Origin of the sequence: Salinicola sp. DM10 (assembly GCF_017306975.2) — a bacterium.
GTDB lineage: Bacteria > Pseudomonadota > Gammaproteobacteria > Pseudomonadales > Halomonadaceae > Salinicola.
In genome coordinates, this window is sequence record NZ_JAFLEN020000001.1 from 623,872 (window position 1) to 640,142 (window position 16,271).

The window sequence follows — 16,271 nt, forward strand, 5'->3', positions numbered from 1 at the left end:
CGCGCTTGCCACAGGTCGGCATGTCCTGCCCGCGGCCGTCGACGGCTGCGCCATTTTAGCACAGCCTAACGACACTTAGCAGGCAACCCGTCTGCGCTCCCCTGCGTCATTGCCGCACGCCCCCGGGCCCGGGCGATGCGTCGAGATTGACCCGCGACCGCCAGCCGTTATGCTGAGTCGATCGACTGATCCCGAGGACGGCATGCCCACACGTCTGTTATACGCCGCCGGCTGCGCGGCTCTGCTGGCCGGCTGTCAGAGCATGTCGGCCGACACCGCTGCCCCCACTGCCGACCCCATGGCCTCGGCGCCGCCGATCACCCGCGGTTTCGACGCCGCCGGTCTGTCGCAGGTGCTGCTGTCGGAGATGGCCGGGCAGCGCGGCGACTTTCACCGCGCGGCCACCGGCTACCTGGCCGCGGCCGAACGCTATCGCAGTGCGGCGCTGGCCGAACGCGCCACCCTCGCCGCACGCTACACCGACGACACCGGGCTGCTCGCCACCACGGCCTCGCGCTGGCAGCAGTACGCCCCCGACGACAGCGCCCCGGAAGAGCTGCTATCGGGCATCGCCATCGATCGCGGCGACTGGCCCGGGGCGTTGAGCCACCGCCTCGAGCTGGCCCGCGACGGCCAGCCGGCGCGTCTGCTCGAACTGGTCGAGCTGGCGATCGAGGCGCGCACCCCGCTGTCACCGCTGCGCGACCAGTTGCAGGCATTTCTCGCCACGCATCCGACCCAGCTCGATGCCCAGCTGGCCATGGCACGGCTGGAAGCGGCCGACGGCGATCCCGATGTGGCCCAGCAACGTCTGGCTCGGCTGACCCGCACCCACGCCGCCGAGCCGCTGCTATGGCTGACCCGTGCCCAGATCGCCATCGAGGCCGGTGACAATGCCCAGGCCGCGGCGCTGGCCCGACGCGGCCAGACCCTGGCCCCGGACGACTCCCGCTTCGTACTGGCCCTGGCCCAGGCCGAGATCGCCGCCGGAGATCTCGACGCCGCCGAGACCCAGGTGAACCGGCTGCTGGCCGAACACGACAACACCCCCAGTCTGCGCCTGGGGCTGGCCCAGCTCTATCTCGAGGCCGGCGCCCTCGACCCGGCGAAACGCCTGCTGCTGCCGCTGCTCGACCGCGACGCCACGCCGCCGACCGCCTATCTGCTGCTGGGTACCATCGCCGAATCCCAGGACGAGCCCGACAATGCCCTGCTCTACTACCGCCAGGTAGCGCCGGGGCCGGGCTTCGCCGAATCCCGGGCGCTGGCGATTCAAATGCTGGTCACGGCCGGACGCCTCGACGACGCCGAGAACTTCGTGCGTATCGAGAGCCTGCGTCACCCGCGTCAGCGCGCGCTGCTGACCCAGATCGGCGTACAGGCGCTGGACGCCGCCGATGACAGCGCCCGCGCCGACGCGCTGCTCGCCGACAGCCTCGCGCGCGACCCCGACAACAGTGACCTGCTCTACAGCCGGGCGATGCGTGACTACGCCCAGGGTGATGTCGACGCCATGATTGCCACCCTGCGCGATATCATCGCCCGCGAACCGGACAACGCCGCCGCGCTCAACGCCCTCGGCTACACGCTCACCACCGACAGCGACCGCTACGATGAGGCCTTCGGTCTGATCCAGCGCGCGCACCAGCTGGAACCGCAGAATCCGGCGATCCTCGATAGCCTCGGCTGGGTCTACTTCAAGCGCGGCGACAGCGACAAGGCACTGGGCTATCTGCGCCGCGCCTATGCCGGCCAGCCCGACCAGGAGGTCGCCGCGCACCTAGCTGAAGTGCTTGCCGCCAAGGGCCTCGACGACGAGGCCAGAGCGCTCGTCGCCCGCGCCCTGGCCGCCAGCGACGAGCATCCGGATATCGACGCGCTGCTGAGCCGCTACCCCCACTTGACCCCTTCACCCGCTTCGGATTCGACAGGACGTCCCGATGACATCAGCGTACCCAACCCCTGACCGGGCCAGCACGTCGCGTGCGGCCCCGTCATCTCTCTCGGCATTCGCATCGCGCCACTGGCGCCTGCTGGGCGCCGCCGCCCTGAGCCTGTGGCTGGCGGGCTGCGCCGGCCAGACCACCGCCCCCAGCGCGCCGCGCCAGGCCGAGGACTGGCAGCGCCAGCAGAGCCGGCTCGAAGCGCTCGACACCTGGACCGTGGCGGGCAAGGTAGGCCTGCGCACCCCGCGTGACAGCACCAGCGCCAATCTCGACTGGACCCAGACGCCGCAGCACTACCGTATGCTCATCAGCGGCCCCTTCGGCACCGGACGCAGCGTCCTCGAGGGGCGCGCCGGCGCGGTCGAGCTGACCACCGGCGACGGCACCTTCCAGGCCAGCTCGCCGGAGGCGCTGATGCAGCAGCAGCTCGGCTGGTCGCTGCCGATCTCGGCACTCGACTACTGGGTACGCGGCCTGCCGGCCCCGGGTGCAGCACACGACGAGACCCGCGACGACCTGGGCTTCCCGGCGCAGCTGCGCCAGGCCGGCTGGACCATCGCCTACCGCGACTGGACCTACGCCGGCGGGCTGTGGCTGCCGCGCCGCCTGGTCATGACCTATGACGACATTCGCGCCGTGCTGGTGGTCAACGAGTGGCAGCCGGGGCAGGCGGACACCACGCCATGACGTCCTGGGTTCTGCCGGCCCCGGCCAAGCTCAACCTGCTGCTGCGCATCACCGGGCGCCGCGCCGACGGCTATCACGAGCTGCAGACGCTGTTCCAACTGCTCGACCATGGCGACACCCTCAGTTTCACCCCGCGTGACGACGGCGCCGTCACCTTGAGCCCGGCGCTCGATGGGGTCAGCGCGGAGGAGAATCTGATCGTACGCGCGGCGCGCCTGCTGCAGCAGGAGACCGGCTGCCGCGCCGGGGTCGATATCGTGCTCGACAAGCGCCTGCCGATGGGTGGCGGTCTGGGTGGTGGCAGCTCCGACGCCGCCACCACCCTGGTCGCGCTGGACCGGCTGTGGCAGCTCGACCTGGGGCGCGAACGGCTCGCCGCGCTGGGCCTCGGCCTGGGTGCCGACGTGCCGGTATTCGTGCGCGGCGACAGCGCCTGGGCCGAGGGCGTGGGCGAGCGCCTGATCCCGGTGGCGCTGGCCGAGCGCTGGTTCGTGGTGGTTCACCCGGGGGTCGCGGTCTCCACCGCGGCGGTGTTTGGGCATCCCGGTTTGACACGTGACAGCACCGCCATTAGTATGCGCCTCGCACTCGACGGGGCCACCCCCGAGACGGTGTGGCGCAACGACTGCGAAAGCGTCGTCCGCGCGCTCTATCCCGAGGTCGACCGCGCCCTCGCCTGGCTTTCGAGCTACGGTAACGCGCTCCTCACCGGGACCGGCGCCTGCGTCTTCTGCCCTGTCGCGGACGAAGCTTCGGCCGATGCGGTCATCGCCGATGCGCCCGACGGGTGGCAGATCTTCAAGGCCCGCGGCGTGGCTCGCTCCCCGCTGCATCGCGCTCTGGAGATCGTGTCGGCCTGACGACGAAAGTCACGCGCCGCAGTGCAGGGTTTTCATGCCCAACGCACTCAGGAGCGTGGTTTTTGGTCCACGGCTAGCCAACGGTCGGCGCTTTTACGCATAATATGCGCTGCCGACGATTGCTGGGGTATCGCCAAGTGGTAAGGCACCGGTTTCTGGTACCGGCATTCCCAGGTTCGAATCCTGGTACCCCAGCCACTTCCTTGACTCTTTGCAAGCCTGCCTACGGAAACCGGGACGCGATGGCCACTCTGCCCACACGACTTCCCTACCGGCGCTGCTGCTTCTCCTGTCGTCCCATGACTGCCGCCCTGCGCCCCGAGCGTCTGGCGTCGTCGTGCGTGACGTCATATCGCCGGTTTCTCGGCACTCTCCGTCAGCACCCGCTCTCCCGCCGCAGTCTTGCTCGTCTCTGCTTCGATCGAATGTCCCAACTGACCTTCAAACAGCTCTCAAAGGTGGCCGCGCGTGTCTAAATTGATGGTTTTCACCGGTAACGCCAACGCTGCCCTGGCGGCGAAAGTGGCCGAGTGCCTCGATAACCGGCTCGGCCACGCCACGGTCGGCCAGTTCAGCGACGGTGAGATCGCCGTCGAGATCAATGAAAACGTGCGCGGCAAGGATGTCTTCATTCTGCAGTCGACCTGCGCGCCGACCAACGACAACCTGATGGAGCTGATTCTGATGGTCGACGCGCTGCGCCGCGCCTCGGCAACCCGAATCACCGCCGTCGTACCCTACTTCGGCTATGCCCGCCAGGATCGCCGCGTGCGCTCGGCGCGCGTACCGATCTCGGCCAAGGTGGTCGCCGACATGATGGTCAAGGCCGGCGTCGACCGCGTCATGACCATGGATCTGCACGCCGACCAGATCCAGGGCTTCTTCGACGTGCCGGTGGACAACGTCTACGGCTCGCCGATCCTGCTCGACGACATCGAGCGCCAGAACTACGACGACCTGGTGGTGGTCTCCCCCGACGTCGGCGGCGTGGTCCGCGCCCGCGCCATCGCCAAGCAGCTCAACGTCGACCTGGCGATCATCGACAAGCGCCGCCCGCAGGCCAACCAGGCCCAGGTGATGCACATCATCGGCGATATCCAGGACCGCACCTGCGTGGTGGTCGACGACATGGTCGACACCGCCGGCACCCTGTGCAAGGCCGCCGAGGCGCTCAAGGATCACGGAGCGCGTCGGGTGGTCGCCTACGCCACCCACCCGATCCTCTCCGGTCCCGCGGTCGACAATATTAGTGGCTCGGTGCTTGACGAACTCGTGGTTGCCGATACCATACCGCTCTCCGAACCTGCGCGTCGCAGTGGCAAGATCCGTCAGCTGACGGTCGCCGGCCTGATCGCCGAAGCCATTCGCCGTGTCAGCAACGAGGAATCCGTCAGCGCGATGTTCCACTGACCGGCAACTACGGTCAGTAACGCGCGCCGACACACAGGCGACTGCCGTGAGGGCAGTCGCGCCAATGGAGACGGCACGGCCTGGTCGCGGGCGGTGCCGTACTCCTTTTCTATCGATAGAGGTGACAACTCATGTCCCATTACACCCTGACAGCCAATGTTCGTACGGAGCTGGGGAAAGGTGCGAGCCGCCGCCTGCGCCGCAAGAACGAACAGGTCGCCGCGATCATCTACGGTGGCGAAGCCGCCCCGCAGCCGATCACCATCGACAAGCCGGCCTTCTACAAGGCGATCGAAGACGAAGCCTTCTTCTCCTCGGTCATCGACATCCAGATCGACGGCAAGAGCGAGCAGGTCGTCATCCGTGACCTCCAGCGCCATCCGTACAAGGCCCTGGTGACCCACGCTGACTTCATGCGTGTCGATGCGACCCACGAGCTGACCCTGAACGTCCCGCTGCACTTCCTCAACGAAGAGAGCTGCAAGGGCGTCAAGGACGAAGGCGGCGTGCTCCACGTCCTCAACAACGACGTCCAGATCAGCTGCCTGCCGTCCAAGCTGCCGGAATACCTCGAAGTCGACGTCGCCAATCTGGGCCTCGGCGAGACCATCCACCTCTCCGACCTCAAGCTGCCGGAAGGTGTGACCCTGGTCGAACTGACCCACGGCGAAGAGCACGATGCCGGCGTGGTCAGCGTGACTCACCCGACCGTGGCACGTGACGACGAAGTGGCCGGTGAAGGCGTCGACGAAGACGGCGAACCGAAAGACGAAGCGTAAGCTTCGCGGCACGCGACGAGAGCAGGCGACGGCATGGGCGACGTGAAAGCGATCATCGGTCTCGGTAACCCGGGGCCGGAATACGAAGACACCCGCCACAATGCCGGCGCCTGGCTGGTCGAGCGCCTCGCGAGGGACGCAGCGCAGACGCTGCGTCCCGAGCGCAAGTTTCTGGGTCTGTACGCCAAGATCCGCCTGGGTAGGCACGATCTGCACCTGCTCAACCCCACCACTTTCATGAACCGCAGCGGTGCCTCAGTGGCCGCGCTGTGCCAGTTCTTCAAGATTGCCCCGGACGAGGTAATCGTGGCTCACGACGAGCTCGACATCGCCCCGGGTACGGCGCGCTACAAGACCGGCGGCGGTCATGGCGGCCACAACGGCCTGCGCGACATCATCAGCGCGTTCGGCAACCACAACGGCTTTCATCGGCTGCGGGTCGGCATCGGCCACCCGGGCAGTGCCAAGCTGGTGACCAACTATGTGCTCGGCCGTCCTGGCAAGACGGAGCGCGAAGCCATCGATGCAGCGCTCGACGAGATCGTCGTCACCCTGCCCGACGCCCTCGACGGCCACTGGGCCAAGGCGATGAATCGCCTGCACGCCTTTTCCGCCTGAGCCACGCCCCCGTCAGCCGACCCCGCGCCATACACGTGTTATCGCCGGCGCCACGGGTCGAGTAGAATAGCGATCTTTCACGCGTCACGAACTCTCTTTCCAGGAAGCGCTCATGGGATTCAACTGCGGCATCGTCGGTCTGCCCAACGTCGGCAAGTCGACGCTCTTCAACGCCTTGACACGCTCCGGCATCGACGCCGAGAACTTCCCCTTCTGCACCATCGAGCCGAACACCGGCATCGTGCCGATGCCGGACCCGCGGCTCGACAAGCTGGCCGAGATCGTCAAGCCGGAGAAGGTCGTGCCCACGACCATGGAGTTCGTCGATATCGCCGGTCTGGTCGAGGGCGCCTCCAAGGGCGAAGGCCTCGGCAACCAGTTCCTGGCCAACATCCGTGAGACCGACGCGATCGCCCATGTGGTGCGCTGCTTCGATGACGACAACGTCATCCACGTCGCCAATCAGGTCGACCCCACCGCCGATATCGAGACCATCAACCTCGAGCTCGCGCTGGCCGATCTCGACGCGGTGGAGCGCTCGATCCAGCGCCTGACCCGAGTGGTCAAGGGCGGCGACAAGGAGGCGATCGCCACCAAGGCGATCCTCGATCGTATCCAGCCGCATCTGGCCGAGGGTCAGCCGCTGCGCAGCTTCGGCCTGGACGAAGACGAGCAGCGCCAGCTGCGCAGCTTCGGTTTCCTGACGCTCAAGCCGACGATGTACATCGCCAACGTCAACGAAGACGGCTTCGAGAACAATCCCCATCTCGATACGGTGCGCCGCATCGCCGCCAGCGAGAACGCCGTCGTGGTGCCGGTGTGCAACAAGCTGGAAGCGGAGATCGCCGAGCTCGAGGACGAGGAGCGTGCCATGTTCCTCGATGAGATGGGCATGGAAGAGCCCGGGCTCGATCGTGTCATCCGGGCAGGCTATGGGCTGCTGGGCCTGCAGACCTACTTCACCGCAGGCGTGAAGGAAGTGCGGGCGTGGACGGTCAAGGTCGGCGCCACCGCTCCGCAGGCGGCGGGCGTGATCCACACCGACTTCGAGAAGGGCTTCATCCGCGCCGAAGTGGTCAGCTACGACGATTTCGTCGCCCTGGGCGGCGAGAACGGCGCCAAGGAAGCCGGCAAGTGGCGCCTGGAAGGCAAGGCCTACGTGGTCCAGGACGGCGACGTGATGCACTTCCGCTTCAACGTCTGAGCGCCGCCATCTGCCGGGGCCCGACAGTAGCGCGCCCCGGCATGGCCCGATGATCGGATTCATGCAAAAAAGCGTTGACGTTTCATCGGGTTATGCTAGTATTCGCCTCCGTTGTCACACATCAAGCGTGACCACGACGGCTACGTAGCTCAGCTGGTTAGAGCACATCACTCATAATGATGGGGTCCCCTGTTCGAATCAGGGCGTAGCCACCAGATACGACGTCAAAGCCCACCTCGCGTGGGCTTTGGCGTTTTTGTGTGCGCTGTTTCCGTATGCGCCGCTGTGTTGTCTGCAGCGACGCGGATAGACCGACTCACCCCCAGAGCGCCGACGGCGCGGGATGCACCCCCATCGCATCGTAGTGCAGTCCCGGGTCGCGGTCCCGGGCCAGCAGCAGCGGCCCGTCGAGATCGACCACCGTCGCCCCCTGGGCCACCAGCAGTGCCGGCGCCATCGACAGCGACGACCCCACCATGCAGCCCACCATCACCCCGAACCCCAAGGCCTGCGCCTCGCGCTTGAGCGCCAGGGCTTCGGTCAGGCCGCCGCTCTTGTCGAGCTTGATATTGATCAGGTCGTAACGCCCCACCAGTGCTGCCAGCGAGCTGCGATCATGACAGGCCTCATCGGCACACACCGGCAGCCGCCGCTCGATCTGCGCCAGTGAGGCGTCGTCAGAGGCGGGCAGCGGCTGCTCGACCATCTCGATACCCAGCTCGACCAGCCGCGGCGCGAGACGCTGGTAAGTGGGCAGATCCCAGCCCTCGTTGGCATCGACGATGAGCCGCGCCCGCGGCGCCCCCTCGCGCACTGCACGCAGGCGTTCGAGATCCCCCTCCCCGCCCAGCTTGATCTTGAGCAGCGGGCGCTCGGCGTGGCGCCGGGCCTTGTCGCGCATGACCGCCGGCGTATCCAGCGACAGCGTATAGGCGCATATCTGGGCCTGGGGCGGCGCCAGCCCCGCCAGCGCCCACACCGGCGTGGCACGCCGCTTGGCCTCCAGATCCCATAGCGCACAGTCCACCGCGTTGCGCGCCGCGCCGGCCGGCAGCCGAGTCTGCAGCGCCTCACGATCCAGCCCACTGGCGAGAGCTTCCCGCAGCGATTCGATCTGCGCGATGACGCTCGCCACCGACTCGCCATAGTGGGCATAGGGCACGCACTCGCCATGGCCCACGTGGCCGGCGTCGCTCAGGCTCACCGTCACCACCCGCGCTTCGCTGCGCGCCCCGCGCGAGATGGTGAAGCGCTCGGCCAGCGCGAAGCGCGTCTCCTCCACCCTCAGTGTCGCCATGCCGTCCCCCTTAGGCCGGGTAAGAGAGTCGCCCAAAAGGCTTCTCTTTTTGTACAACCCCTGGTGTCGTACCACCCTTAGGCGTCGTGCACCGGGTCGAGCGTCGCCCGATTGTAGAACGCGATCAGCGCCCGAATCAGATAGCCCGGGTCGCGGGTACCGGCGGTCTCGCGGATCGAGTGCATGCCCCACTGCGGCACGCCGACATCGATCGTGGGCACGCCCAGCTCGGTAGCGGTGATCGGCCCGATGGTGCTGCCACAGCCCATGTCGGCGCGGGTCACGAACTGCTGCACCGGCACCTCGGCCTCGCGGCAGAGATCGTGGAACAGCGCGGCGGTGGCACTGTTGGTGGCGTAGCGCTGGCTGGCGTTGACCTTGATCACCGGGCCCGCGTTGATCGCCGGACCATGGTTGGGGTCGTGCTTGTCGGCGAAGTTGGGGTGCAGCGCGTGGGCGTTGTCGCAGGAGATCATCAGCGAACGCTGGATCAGGCGCACGAAGCCCTCGTCACCGGCCTCGCCCAGCGCCGCATTGACCCGGCGCAGCACATCGGCCAGAAACGGCCCCTGGGCGCCGCAGGCGCTGGCGCTGCCGACCTCTTCATGGTCGTTGGCGACCAGTACCGCCCCCTGGCTGCCGTCGCAGCCGAGCAGCGCCTCGAGGCCGATGAAACAGGAGAGCAGATTGTCGAGCCGGGCGCTGGCCAAAAGCTCCCCGGCGACCCCGACCCGCGCCGGAGGCTGCACGTCGTGGAAGCCCAGTTCGAAGTCGACGATCTCGGCGTCCTGGATGCCGTGTTCGGCGGCGATCCACTGCTGCAGCAGACGCGTCACGTCGTCCGCCTGGCCGCCCTGCAGAAACACCGGCGCCATCTGGGTCTGGGCGTTCATGGCGCGGCCGCTGTTGGCCTCGCGGTCGAGGTGGATCGCCAGACTGGGGATGATCGCCACGGGTTCGGAAACATTGATCAATAACCCTTGCAGTCGGCCGTCGGCTCGACGAACATGCACCCGGCCGGAGAGTCCCAGATCACGGTCGAACCAGGGCGCCAGCAGCGCTCCGCCGTAGACCTGCACGCCCAGCTGCAGCCAGCCCTTGTTGACCACCGCCGGCTGCGGCTTGAGCCTGAGCGCCGGGCTGTCGGTATGCGCTCCGACCATGCGCAGGGCCTGCAGCGGCGTAGCCGGAAGCTGCAGCGCAATCAGCGAGCTGTCGTTGCGCGTGACGTAGACCTTGTCACCCGGCGCCAGCTGCCAGCTGTCGGTCTCGCGCAGTCGGCGATAGCCAGCGGCTTCGAGACGCTCGATGAGATTGGCCGTGGCGTGCCAGGGCGAAGGCGAACGGGCGAGGAAATCGATCAGGCGATCGATGACGGCAGTGTCAGCGAGCGCAGTGTCGGAAATGGCATCGGCGGCGACGGGGTCGGACATGAGGTTCCTCGAACGGCGGTCGGTCGGCAGTCGATACGACTGCTACAATGGATTTTGGACCTGAAAAAGATTCATGGATCCGGTGGTCTGAAAGGGAACAGCCGGTAGTCTTAAAGGGAACAGAGTGTACAGGAAACCGGGAGTGCTTCATTGATAACCCTGACTGTCGCCGCTCGGCACGCGGCCATGTGTTTGCTACTGCTGGCATGGAGCGTCGTGGCGCTGGCCGGTCCCACCCCAACCGATGCACAGCGCCAAGCGGCGACGGAAGTGGCGGAGGCGATCCAGTACGGCTCTTACGCTGAGGTCACCCTCGACGATGCCTGGTCGAAGCGCGCCTTCAAGCGCCTGCTCGACGTGCTCGACGATCAGCGCGCCTATCTGCTGCAGCGCGACGTCGACGACTTCAGCGACCTCGACACCACGCTCGATGACGCCGTCGAGGATGGCGATCTGAACCGCGTCTATGCCTTCTATTCACGTTACCAGGATCGTGTCGAAGCACGCCTGCAGTGGCTGGTGGCGCGGGTCGATCAAGGCATCGACTACACCTATACCGGTAACGAGCGCCTGGCGCTCGACCGCAAGGACTCGCCCTGGGCAGGCAGCGAAGCGTCGCTCGACGCGCTGTGGAGCAAGCGCCTCGAGAACGCCGCGCTGACGCTATCGCTCAACGACCAGACGCCGGCGCAGATCCAGAAGACGCTGCACGATCGCTACACCAACCAGCTCAACCGGGTGCGTCAGACCAACGCCGAGGACGTGCTGGTGCTGCTGATGGCCGCGGTCACCGGCACCGTCGACCCGCATACCGAATACCTCTCGCCGCAGCAGGGAGAGTCGTTCGACATCCAGATGCGGCTGTCGCTCGAAGGGATCGGCGCGCTGCTCCAGAACGATGGCGAGTACGTCAAGGTCTCTAGCCTGGTGCCCGGCGGGCCGGCGGACAAGAGCGGCGTGCTGCAACCGGCAGATCGCATCGTCGCGGTCGGTCAGGGCAACGACGGCGACATGGTCAATGTGGTCGGCATGCGTCTGGATCAGGTGGTCGAGCTGATTCGCGGGCCCAAGGGCTCCACTGTGCGCCTCGACATCATCCCGGCCAAGGCGGTCGACGTCACCCGCACCCAGCAGGTCAAGATCACCCGCGACACGGTCAAGCTCGAGGACCAGGCTGCCCACAGCAAGGTCGAGGAGATCCAGCGCGACGGTCAAACCCACAAGATCGGGATCATCACCGTGCCTGCCTTCTACGTCGACTTCGACGCCTGGCAGGCGGGTGAGACCGACTACCGCAGCACCACCCGCGACGTGGCCAAGGAGATCGCCAAGCTCAAGGCGCAGAACGTCGAAGGTATCGTGCTCGACCTGCGCAACGACGGCGGCGGCGCCCTGCAGGAGGCCAACTCGATGATCGGCCTGTTCATCGACCGCGGCCCCACGGTGCAGGTGCGCGACGCTCGCGGGCGCATCAACCTGTATGGCGACACCGACGCCGGTGTGGCCTACGACGGCCCGCTGGCGGTGCTGGTCAATCGCCTTTCTGCCTCCGCCTCGGAGATCTTCGCCGGCGCGATCCAGGATTACGGCCGCGGCCTGGTGATCGGTAGCCGCACCTTCGGCAAGGGCACGGTGCAGACCCTGAGCGATCTGAGCCACGGCCAGATCAAACTCACCCGCGCCAAGTTCTACCGCATCTCCGGCGAGAGCACCCAGAACCGCGGTGTCGAGCCCGACATTCTCTTCCCCAGCCTGATCGATCCCGACGAGATCGGTGAGAGCGCCCTCGATAACGCCCTGCCCTGGGATCGCGTGCGTCCGGTGCAGTACCGGCTGTATGGCCAGCCCTGGCGCTATCTGGAGAGCCTGCAGGACCGCCATGACAAGCGTGTCGCCAACGATCCGGACTTCGTCTATCTGGAAAAGCAGGCTCAGTTGATCAAGCGTCTGCGCGAGCAGCAGACCAGCATCAGCCTCAACGCCGAGCAGCGCAAACGCGAGATGGAAGCTCAGGAGACCGAGCAACTGGCGCTGGAGAATCAGCGGCGCCGCGCGCTAGGCCTGGAACCGCTGACGAGCTGGGTCGATGCCCGCGATCGCTCCGCGGCCGACGACGGCCAGTCGAATGCGAGTGACAGTGGCAGCGCGAACGACAAGGGCGCCAAGGGCAAGCAGAACGATAAAGGCGACAAGGCCGACGACGTCGAGCCGATCGACCGCGCCGAGCTGCAGGAGACCTCGCAGATCCTGCTCGACTACGCCCAGCTGATGCAGAAGCCCCCCGCCAGCTGAGCCACCGCGCGCCGGCTATCACCACGGGCCGCGCGCACCCGCGAATACCAGACGCCCCATCCCTGCATGGGGCGTCTGGCATCTAGGTTCTGCCCTCTCCTCCTCCAAACTCCGCCGCCGTGCCGGACTGAGATATCTCGGCCCTGATGAAGCGAAAACGCTGATATAAGCCAGCGCCAGATTCATGCGATCGGGTCATGCCGCGACGCAACGCCGTGGCTAGAGTCAGAATACCCGCCGGCATCGCGTTCCCGCGCGCTCATTACGGGCATCATCACGGGCACGCGCACACCGGTCCTGACACGCCGGATACGCCGCCATGTTCTTTCCCCAACGCACCTATCTGTTCCTGGAAGGCCCCGCCTCTCCCTTCTTCGGCCAGTTGGCCCAGCGCCTGCTGGACGATGGACATCGCGTGGTCAAGTTGCACTTGCATCTCGGTGAGCGTCTCTACTGGCATCACCCCGGCGCGCTGAGCTTTCGCGATCCGCTGGCGATGCTGCCCCATGTACTCGGCGAGCTGTGGCGTCAGTACCACGTGACCGACCAGGTGCTGTTCCAGATGAATACCCCCGCACATGGTCTGGCGGTTGCGCTCGCCCGGCGCTACGGCATCCGCAATCACCTCTTCGAGCACGGCTATCTGGGCCCGGGCCGCATCACGCTGGAGCGTGAAGGCAGCGGCGCGCGCTCGCTGCTGCCACGCGACCCCTGGTGGTTCCACGCCGCCGCCGGAGGGCTCAGCGAGCCGGCCGCACCGGCCGTATGGCCGGCGCCCGGGTTCCTCGCACCAGCGCTGCCCGTGCTCTATCGGCTGGGCGCACGGCTGACCCCGCGGCGTGGAGCCGCGAGCGTGTCTCCCATGACCGAACAGCGGCCCCCCATCTGGCCCATGACGCAATCGCCGGCGGGCCCGCAGACACGCGCCGACGAGTTAGACCAGGGGCCCTTTTTCATTCTCTCCACCGGGGGCCAATTGGGCCACGACGACCAGGCTCCCCAGCGCCGCCACCTCGAGCGCGTGATCGCCGGCTTCGCCCGCGTCGCCTCGGCCCGCTGCCGGCTGCTGCTGCTGCCGACCGCGGCCGATCGCCATCGGTGCCCGCCCCGCCGTTGGGCGGCACGCCTGGCACGGCGGCTGGCCCTGGGCGAGCGTCTCGGCTTTCTCGACCCCATGCAGCTACCGCGACTGCTGCCCCACGCCAGTGGCTGGGTCGGCCAGGGCGAACCCGAAGCTCACCTGGCCCTGGCCGAGGGCTGTCCGCTATTCGCTCTCAGCGACGCCCACTACTGCCTGCCGGGGCTGGCGGCGAGCGACGACCTGGAACTGTTCTGGCGCTATCCGCGCGCGCCCGAGACCGATCTCTACCAGGCCTTCCGGCGGGTGCTGATCCACGTCACCCAGATCGAGGGCGACTTCCACGCCAGCGCCGGGCGCGACCGCGCCGTGATCGAGGCCGCCGAGCGGCTCACCGCCAACATCTCGCCGATCGAGCGCCTGCTCCACGCCTCCCACGCCCGAGTCGCCTCCTGAACCGGAACGGCGAGCCTGCGCGCCGCCGAGCCGACACCAGCGCTGCCATCCCCGCCTGAAACGCCAACCGCCCGCCCGGGTCTCCCCGGGCGGGCGGTCTCTTCTCGATGACGCTGCCGGCGTCAAACGCGACTTCTCAGCGTCGCGCCCACCAGAACGCCCGTGCCCGCGCCGGGTCACCGAGCTCACGCGCCTTGTATGCAGCGCGGCGGGCCATCGCTCGGGCCTCGCCGGGCTGCTGTACCAGTCGCTCCACGGCCTCACGCCAGTTCGCCTCGGCGTTATCCACCAGCAGCCCGTCGACACCATCTTCGACCACATCGCGGTAGGGCGAGCAGCGGCTGTAGATACCTACGCTCCCCATCAGGGCGTTGTCGAGAAACTTGATATGCGACTTGCCGGCATTGAACGGCGTATCAACCATCGGCGTCAGGCCAATGTCCGCACTATGCTGGCCGCGATAGCGCTGGAAGGCGCGCCAGTTCAGCGCCCGCGGCGTCCGCACCCGGGCGAGCCCCTGCAGTGCTCTCGGCGTGTGCTCGCCGAGCATGATCTCGAAGGAGAGCTCGGTGTGGCGTTGGTGCAGGGCTACCAGCGCCGGCGTAATCGCCTCGAGATCGCCCAGATGCGCGCGCGAGCCGTAAAAGCCGATCCGCGTCAGCGCCGGTGGCGGCGTGGTCGCCAGAGGTTCGCCGATCAGCGGCGGGGTCAGCACCGCCACCGTCGGATGGTGGCGACGCAGCTGCTGGCCCAGCGCGGCACTGCTGGCAATCACCTCGTCGGCCAGGGCGAACAGCCGCGGCTGCAGCTGGGTGGCGACATGACGCATGCGCCGGCGATAGCTCGCCGGCAGACGCGGGTCCTCGGCTGCCGCAGGGATATCGTCGTCGACCAGATAGCGGATCGTCGCCAGACGCTCGCGATTGGCCTCCAGCCAGGAGAGCCAGTAGGCATTGAGTGAACGACAGACCAGGACATGGGCATGGCGCATCTCCCCCACCAGCCACGGCATGCACATGATCGGCAGCCGCCAGTAGCTGGTGTCGATACGCCTGACCTCGACACCCCGAGCCTGCAGCCAGGGTGCCGCCGACCCCAGGAAATAGATATCCTCGGTCGGGCAGCTGCCGTCGCTCAGTACCACCCAGCGTGGATAGCGCATGATCGAATCCCCCTCGGGTTGGCGGTGGTGTCACGTGCCCGGCGGCCGCGCCGGTCGCGGTTCAGGCCGGCGGCGCGAGCAGCGCGCGGCCAATGTCCAGGCGCGGCTTGACCATCAGCTTGGTGAAGGCCATCAGCACCATCTCGTCGATCCCCGCGCCCAGGTGGCGCTTGAGTTCGTCGTAATCCTTGAAGCTCGGCTCCGGCGCCACGCACATCTCGAAGAAGTGCTGGCGATTGACATGCGGGTTGTCGAGAAAGAAGCGGCTCAGTCGGTTGTGCTTCTCCTGCTTGGCGGCGCTGGCGACGTAGTTACCGATCCGCGCGAAGAACTGCTCGACGTTGCGCAGCGGCAGGTGGTAGACGCACGCCTCCCACTCACGGGCGAAGGCGGTCGCCTCGGCATCCGGTTCGAGCACGCTCTGGTCGCTCTTGGCCATCAGCCAGTGGTAGCCCATGTGCAGGCGGTGGGACTGGCGATAGAGGCACAGCGCCTTGGTATCCGACGCCTGCTCACCCAGCGACCAGTATTCGGCATCCAGCAGCCGGCCCTGCAGATCGGGCTGGGGCGGTATCGGCGTCTTGCAGATCACGTTGATCCAGGGCATGCGGAAGTAGAAGCGCTTGAGATTCTCTTCACCGGGGAAGCGCTGACAGAAGGCGTCGAAGAACGCCTTCACCCCGCGCCCGTGGTTGAAGGTCAGGAACTCGTCGGCATCGAAGCCGTAGACCACGTTGTGGCAGTCGCGCTTGAGATAGATCTCCAGTGCGCCCTGGATATAGTCGGCCTTGCGCTTGGAGAAACCCTGCTCATCCTCGATCTCGACGAAGCCGATCTCACGTTCGGGGAACTGCGCCCGCAGACGCGCCACGCATTCGCGCAAGAAGGCGTGCTCGACATGACTGAGCACGACCAGGCGGTCGAACCCCAGACGCAGGTGGTGCAGGCAGGCGGCGTAGACCACGTCCTCCTCGCCTCTGACCATGGTGATGGCGGTGAACTCGGTATGCATGTTCGGCTTCCTGTCGTCAGGGTGGAAAGATCAGCGG

At 67.1% G+C, this 16,271-nt stretch carries 13 protein-coding genes and 2 tRNA genes; 11 read left to right on the forward strand and 4 right to left on the reverse strand.

What is annotated here, in order from left to right:
• Positions 1-202: 202 nt before the first annotated feature.
• From J0A90_RS02900 to J0A90_RS02940, 9 genes are all read left to right on the forward strand, one after another.
• Complete coding sequence (locus J0A90_RS02900) at positions 203-1,966, forward strand: tetratricopeptide repeat protein (protein ID WP_207036019.1); 1,764 nt, start codon at positions 203-205, stop codon at positions 1,964-1,966.
• On the forward strand, positions 1,941-2,633 hold the full coding sequence (gene lolB / locus J0A90_RS02905) for a lipoprotein insertase outer membrane protein LolB (protein ID WP_233076443.1): 693 nt from the start codon (positions 1,941-1,943) through the stop codon (positions 2,631-2,633). Before J0A90_RS02900 ends, lolB begins: the two co-directional genes overlap by 26 nt.
• On the forward strand, positions 2,630-3,493 hold the full coding sequence (gene ispE, locus J0A90_RS02910; RefSeq protein ID WP_233076445.1) for a 4-(cytidine 5'-diphospho)-2-C-methyl-D-erythritol kinase: 864 nt from the start codon (positions 2,630-2,632) through the stop codon (positions 3,491-3,493). Before lolB ends, ispE begins: the two co-directional genes overlap by 4 nt.
• 123 nt (positions 3,494-3,616) lie before the next feature.
• Positions 3,617-3,691 (forward strand) — tRNA-Gln (locus tag J0A90_RS02915).
• A gap of 270 nt (positions 3,692-3,961) precedes the next feature.
• Entirely contained in the window at positions 3,962-4,903 is a 942-nt protein-coding gene (locus J0A90_RS02920; protein ID WP_207036021.1) for a ribose-phosphate pyrophosphokinase, read from the forward strand.
• A 131-nt stretch (positions 4,904-5,034) separates the two neighbouring features.
• Positions 5,035-5,682: a 50S ribosomal protein L25/general stress protein Ctc gene (locus tag J0A90_RS02925; protein WP_035471551.1), complete on the forward strand. Its 648-nt coding sequence runs from the start codon at positions 5,035-5,037 to the stop codon at positions 5,680-5,682.
• A 33-nt stretch (positions 5,683-5,715) separates the two neighbouring features.
• Positions 5,716-6,300 carry an aminoacyl-tRNA hydrolase gene (pth, locus tag J0A90_RS02930; RefSeq protein ID WP_233076447.1) on the forward strand — a complete coding sequence of 195 codons (585 nt, stop codon included), beginning with the start codon at positions 5,716-5,718 and terminating at the stop codon, positions 6,298-6,300.
• A gap of 112 nt (positions 6,301-6,412) precedes the next feature.
• Positions 6,413-7,504, forward strand: coding sequence for a redox-regulated ATPase YchF (gene ychF / locus J0A90_RS02935; protein WP_106420049.1), 1,092 nt, complete (start codon positions 6,413-6,415; stop codon positions 7,502-7,504).
• A gap of 138 nt (positions 7,505-7,642) precedes the next feature.
• Positions 7,643-7,719 (forward strand) — tRNA-Met (locus J0A90_RS02940).
• 101 nt (positions 7,720-7,820) lie between these two features.
• Here J0A90_RS02940 and dgcA read toward each other — a convergent pair.
• Together dgcA and J0A90_RS02950 are read right to left on the reverse strand one after the other, a co-directional pair.
• On the reverse strand, positions 7,821-8,801 hold the full coding sequence (gene dgcA / locus J0A90_RS02945; RefSeq protein WP_207036023.1) for an N-acetyl-D-Glu racemase DgcA: 981 nt from the start codon (positions 8,799-8,801) through the stop codon (positions 7,821-7,823).
• A gap of 77 nt (positions 8,802-8,878) precedes the next feature.
• Positions 8,879-10,234: a M18 family aminopeptidase gene (locus tag J0A90_RS02950; protein WP_207036025.1), complete on the reverse strand. Its 1,356-nt coding sequence runs from the start codon at positions 10,232-10,234 to the stop codon at positions 8,879-8,881.
• Between the two features lie 186 nt (positions 10,235-10,420).
• On the opposite strand from J0A90_RS02950, the gene J0A90_RS02955 reads away from it, so the two are divergent.
• Together J0A90_RS02955 and J0A90_RS02960 are read left to right on the forward strand one after the other, a co-directional pair.
• Entirely contained in the window at positions 10,421-12,526 is a 2,106-nt protein-coding gene (locus tag J0A90_RS02955) for a carboxy terminal-processing peptidase (RefSeq protein WP_207036027.1), read from the forward strand.
• A 319-nt stretch (positions 12,527-12,845) separates the two neighbouring features.
• Positions 12,846-14,060 carry a hypothetical protein gene (locus J0A90_RS02960; protein WP_207036029.1) on the forward strand — a complete coding sequence of 405 codons (1,215 nt, stop codon included), beginning with the start codon at positions 12,846-12,848 and terminating at the stop codon, positions 14,058-14,060.
• Positions 14,061-14,196: 136 nt separating this feature from the next.
• Here J0A90_RS02960 and J0A90_RS02965 read toward each other — a convergent pair whose 3' ends face one another.
• Both J0A90_RS02965 and J0A90_RS02970 read right to left on the reverse strand, forming a co-directional pair.
• Positions 14,197-15,222 (reverse strand): glycosyltransferase, encoded by a 1,026-nt coding sequence (locus J0A90_RS02965; protein ID WP_207036032.1) that lies wholly within the window; start codon positions 15,220-15,222, stop codon positions 14,197-14,199.
• Between the two features lie 61 nt (positions 15,223-15,283).
• Complete coding sequence (locus J0A90_RS02970; protein WP_035471541.1) at positions 15,284-16,234, reverse strand: glycosyltransferase family 2 protein; 951 nt, start codon at positions 16,232-16,234, stop codon at positions 15,284-15,286.
• Between the last annotated feature and the right edge of the window lie 37 nt (positions 16,235-16,271).

What these genes read in the sequence shown, in the direction of transcription:
- J0A90_RS02925 (WP_035471551.1), top strand. Translation starts at nt 5,035, where the DNA reads ATGTCCCATTACACCCTGACAGCCAATGTTCGTACGGAGCTGGGGAAA.
- dgcA (WP_207036023.1), bottom strand. Translation starts at nt 8,801, where the DNA reads ATGGCGACACTGAGGGTGGAGGAGACGCGCTTCGCGCTGGCCGAGCGC.
- J0A90_RS02900 (WP_207036019.1), top strand. Translation starts at nt 203, where the DNA reads ATGCCCACACGTCTGTTATACGCCGCCGGCTGCGCGGCTCTGCTGGCC.
- lolB (WP_233076443.1), top strand. Translation starts at nt 1,941, where the DNA reads ATGACATCAGCGTACCCAACCCCTGACCGGGCCAGCACGTCGCGTGCG.
- pth (WP_233076447.1), top strand. Translation starts at nt 5,716, where the DNA reads ATGGGCGACGTGAAAGCGATCATCGGTCTCGGTAACCCGGGGCCGGAA.
- ychF (WP_106420049.1), top strand. Translation starts at nt 6,413, where the DNA reads ATGGGATTCAACTGCGGCATCGTCGGTCTGCCCAACGTCGGCAAGTCG.
- J0A90_RS02970 (WP_035471541.1), bottom strand. Translation starts at nt 16,234, where the DNA reads ATGCATACCGAGTTCACCGCCATCACCATGGTCAGAGGCGAGGAGGAC.
- J0A90_RS02955 (WP_207036027.1), top strand. Translation starts at nt 10,421, where the DNA reads ATGTGTTTGCTACTGCTGGCATGGAGCGTCGTGGCGCTGGCCGGTCCC.
- J0A90_RS02960 (WP_207036029.1), top strand. Translation starts at nt 12,846, where the DNA reads ATGTTCTTTCCCCAACGCACCTATCTGTTCCTGGAAGGCCCCGCCTCT.
- J0A90_RS02965 (WP_207036032.1), bottom strand. Translation starts at nt 15,222, where the DNA reads ATGCGCTATCCACGCTGGGTGGTACTGAGCGACGGCAGCTGCCCGACC.
- J0A90_RS02950 (WP_207036025.1), bottom strand. Translation starts at nt 10,234, where the DNA reads ATGTCCGACCCCGTCGCCGCCGATGCCATTTCCGACACTGCGCTCGCT.
- ispE (WP_233076445.1), top strand. Translation starts at nt 2,630, where the DNA reads ATGACGTCCTGGGTTCTGCCGGCCCCGGCCAAGCTCAACCTGCTGCTG.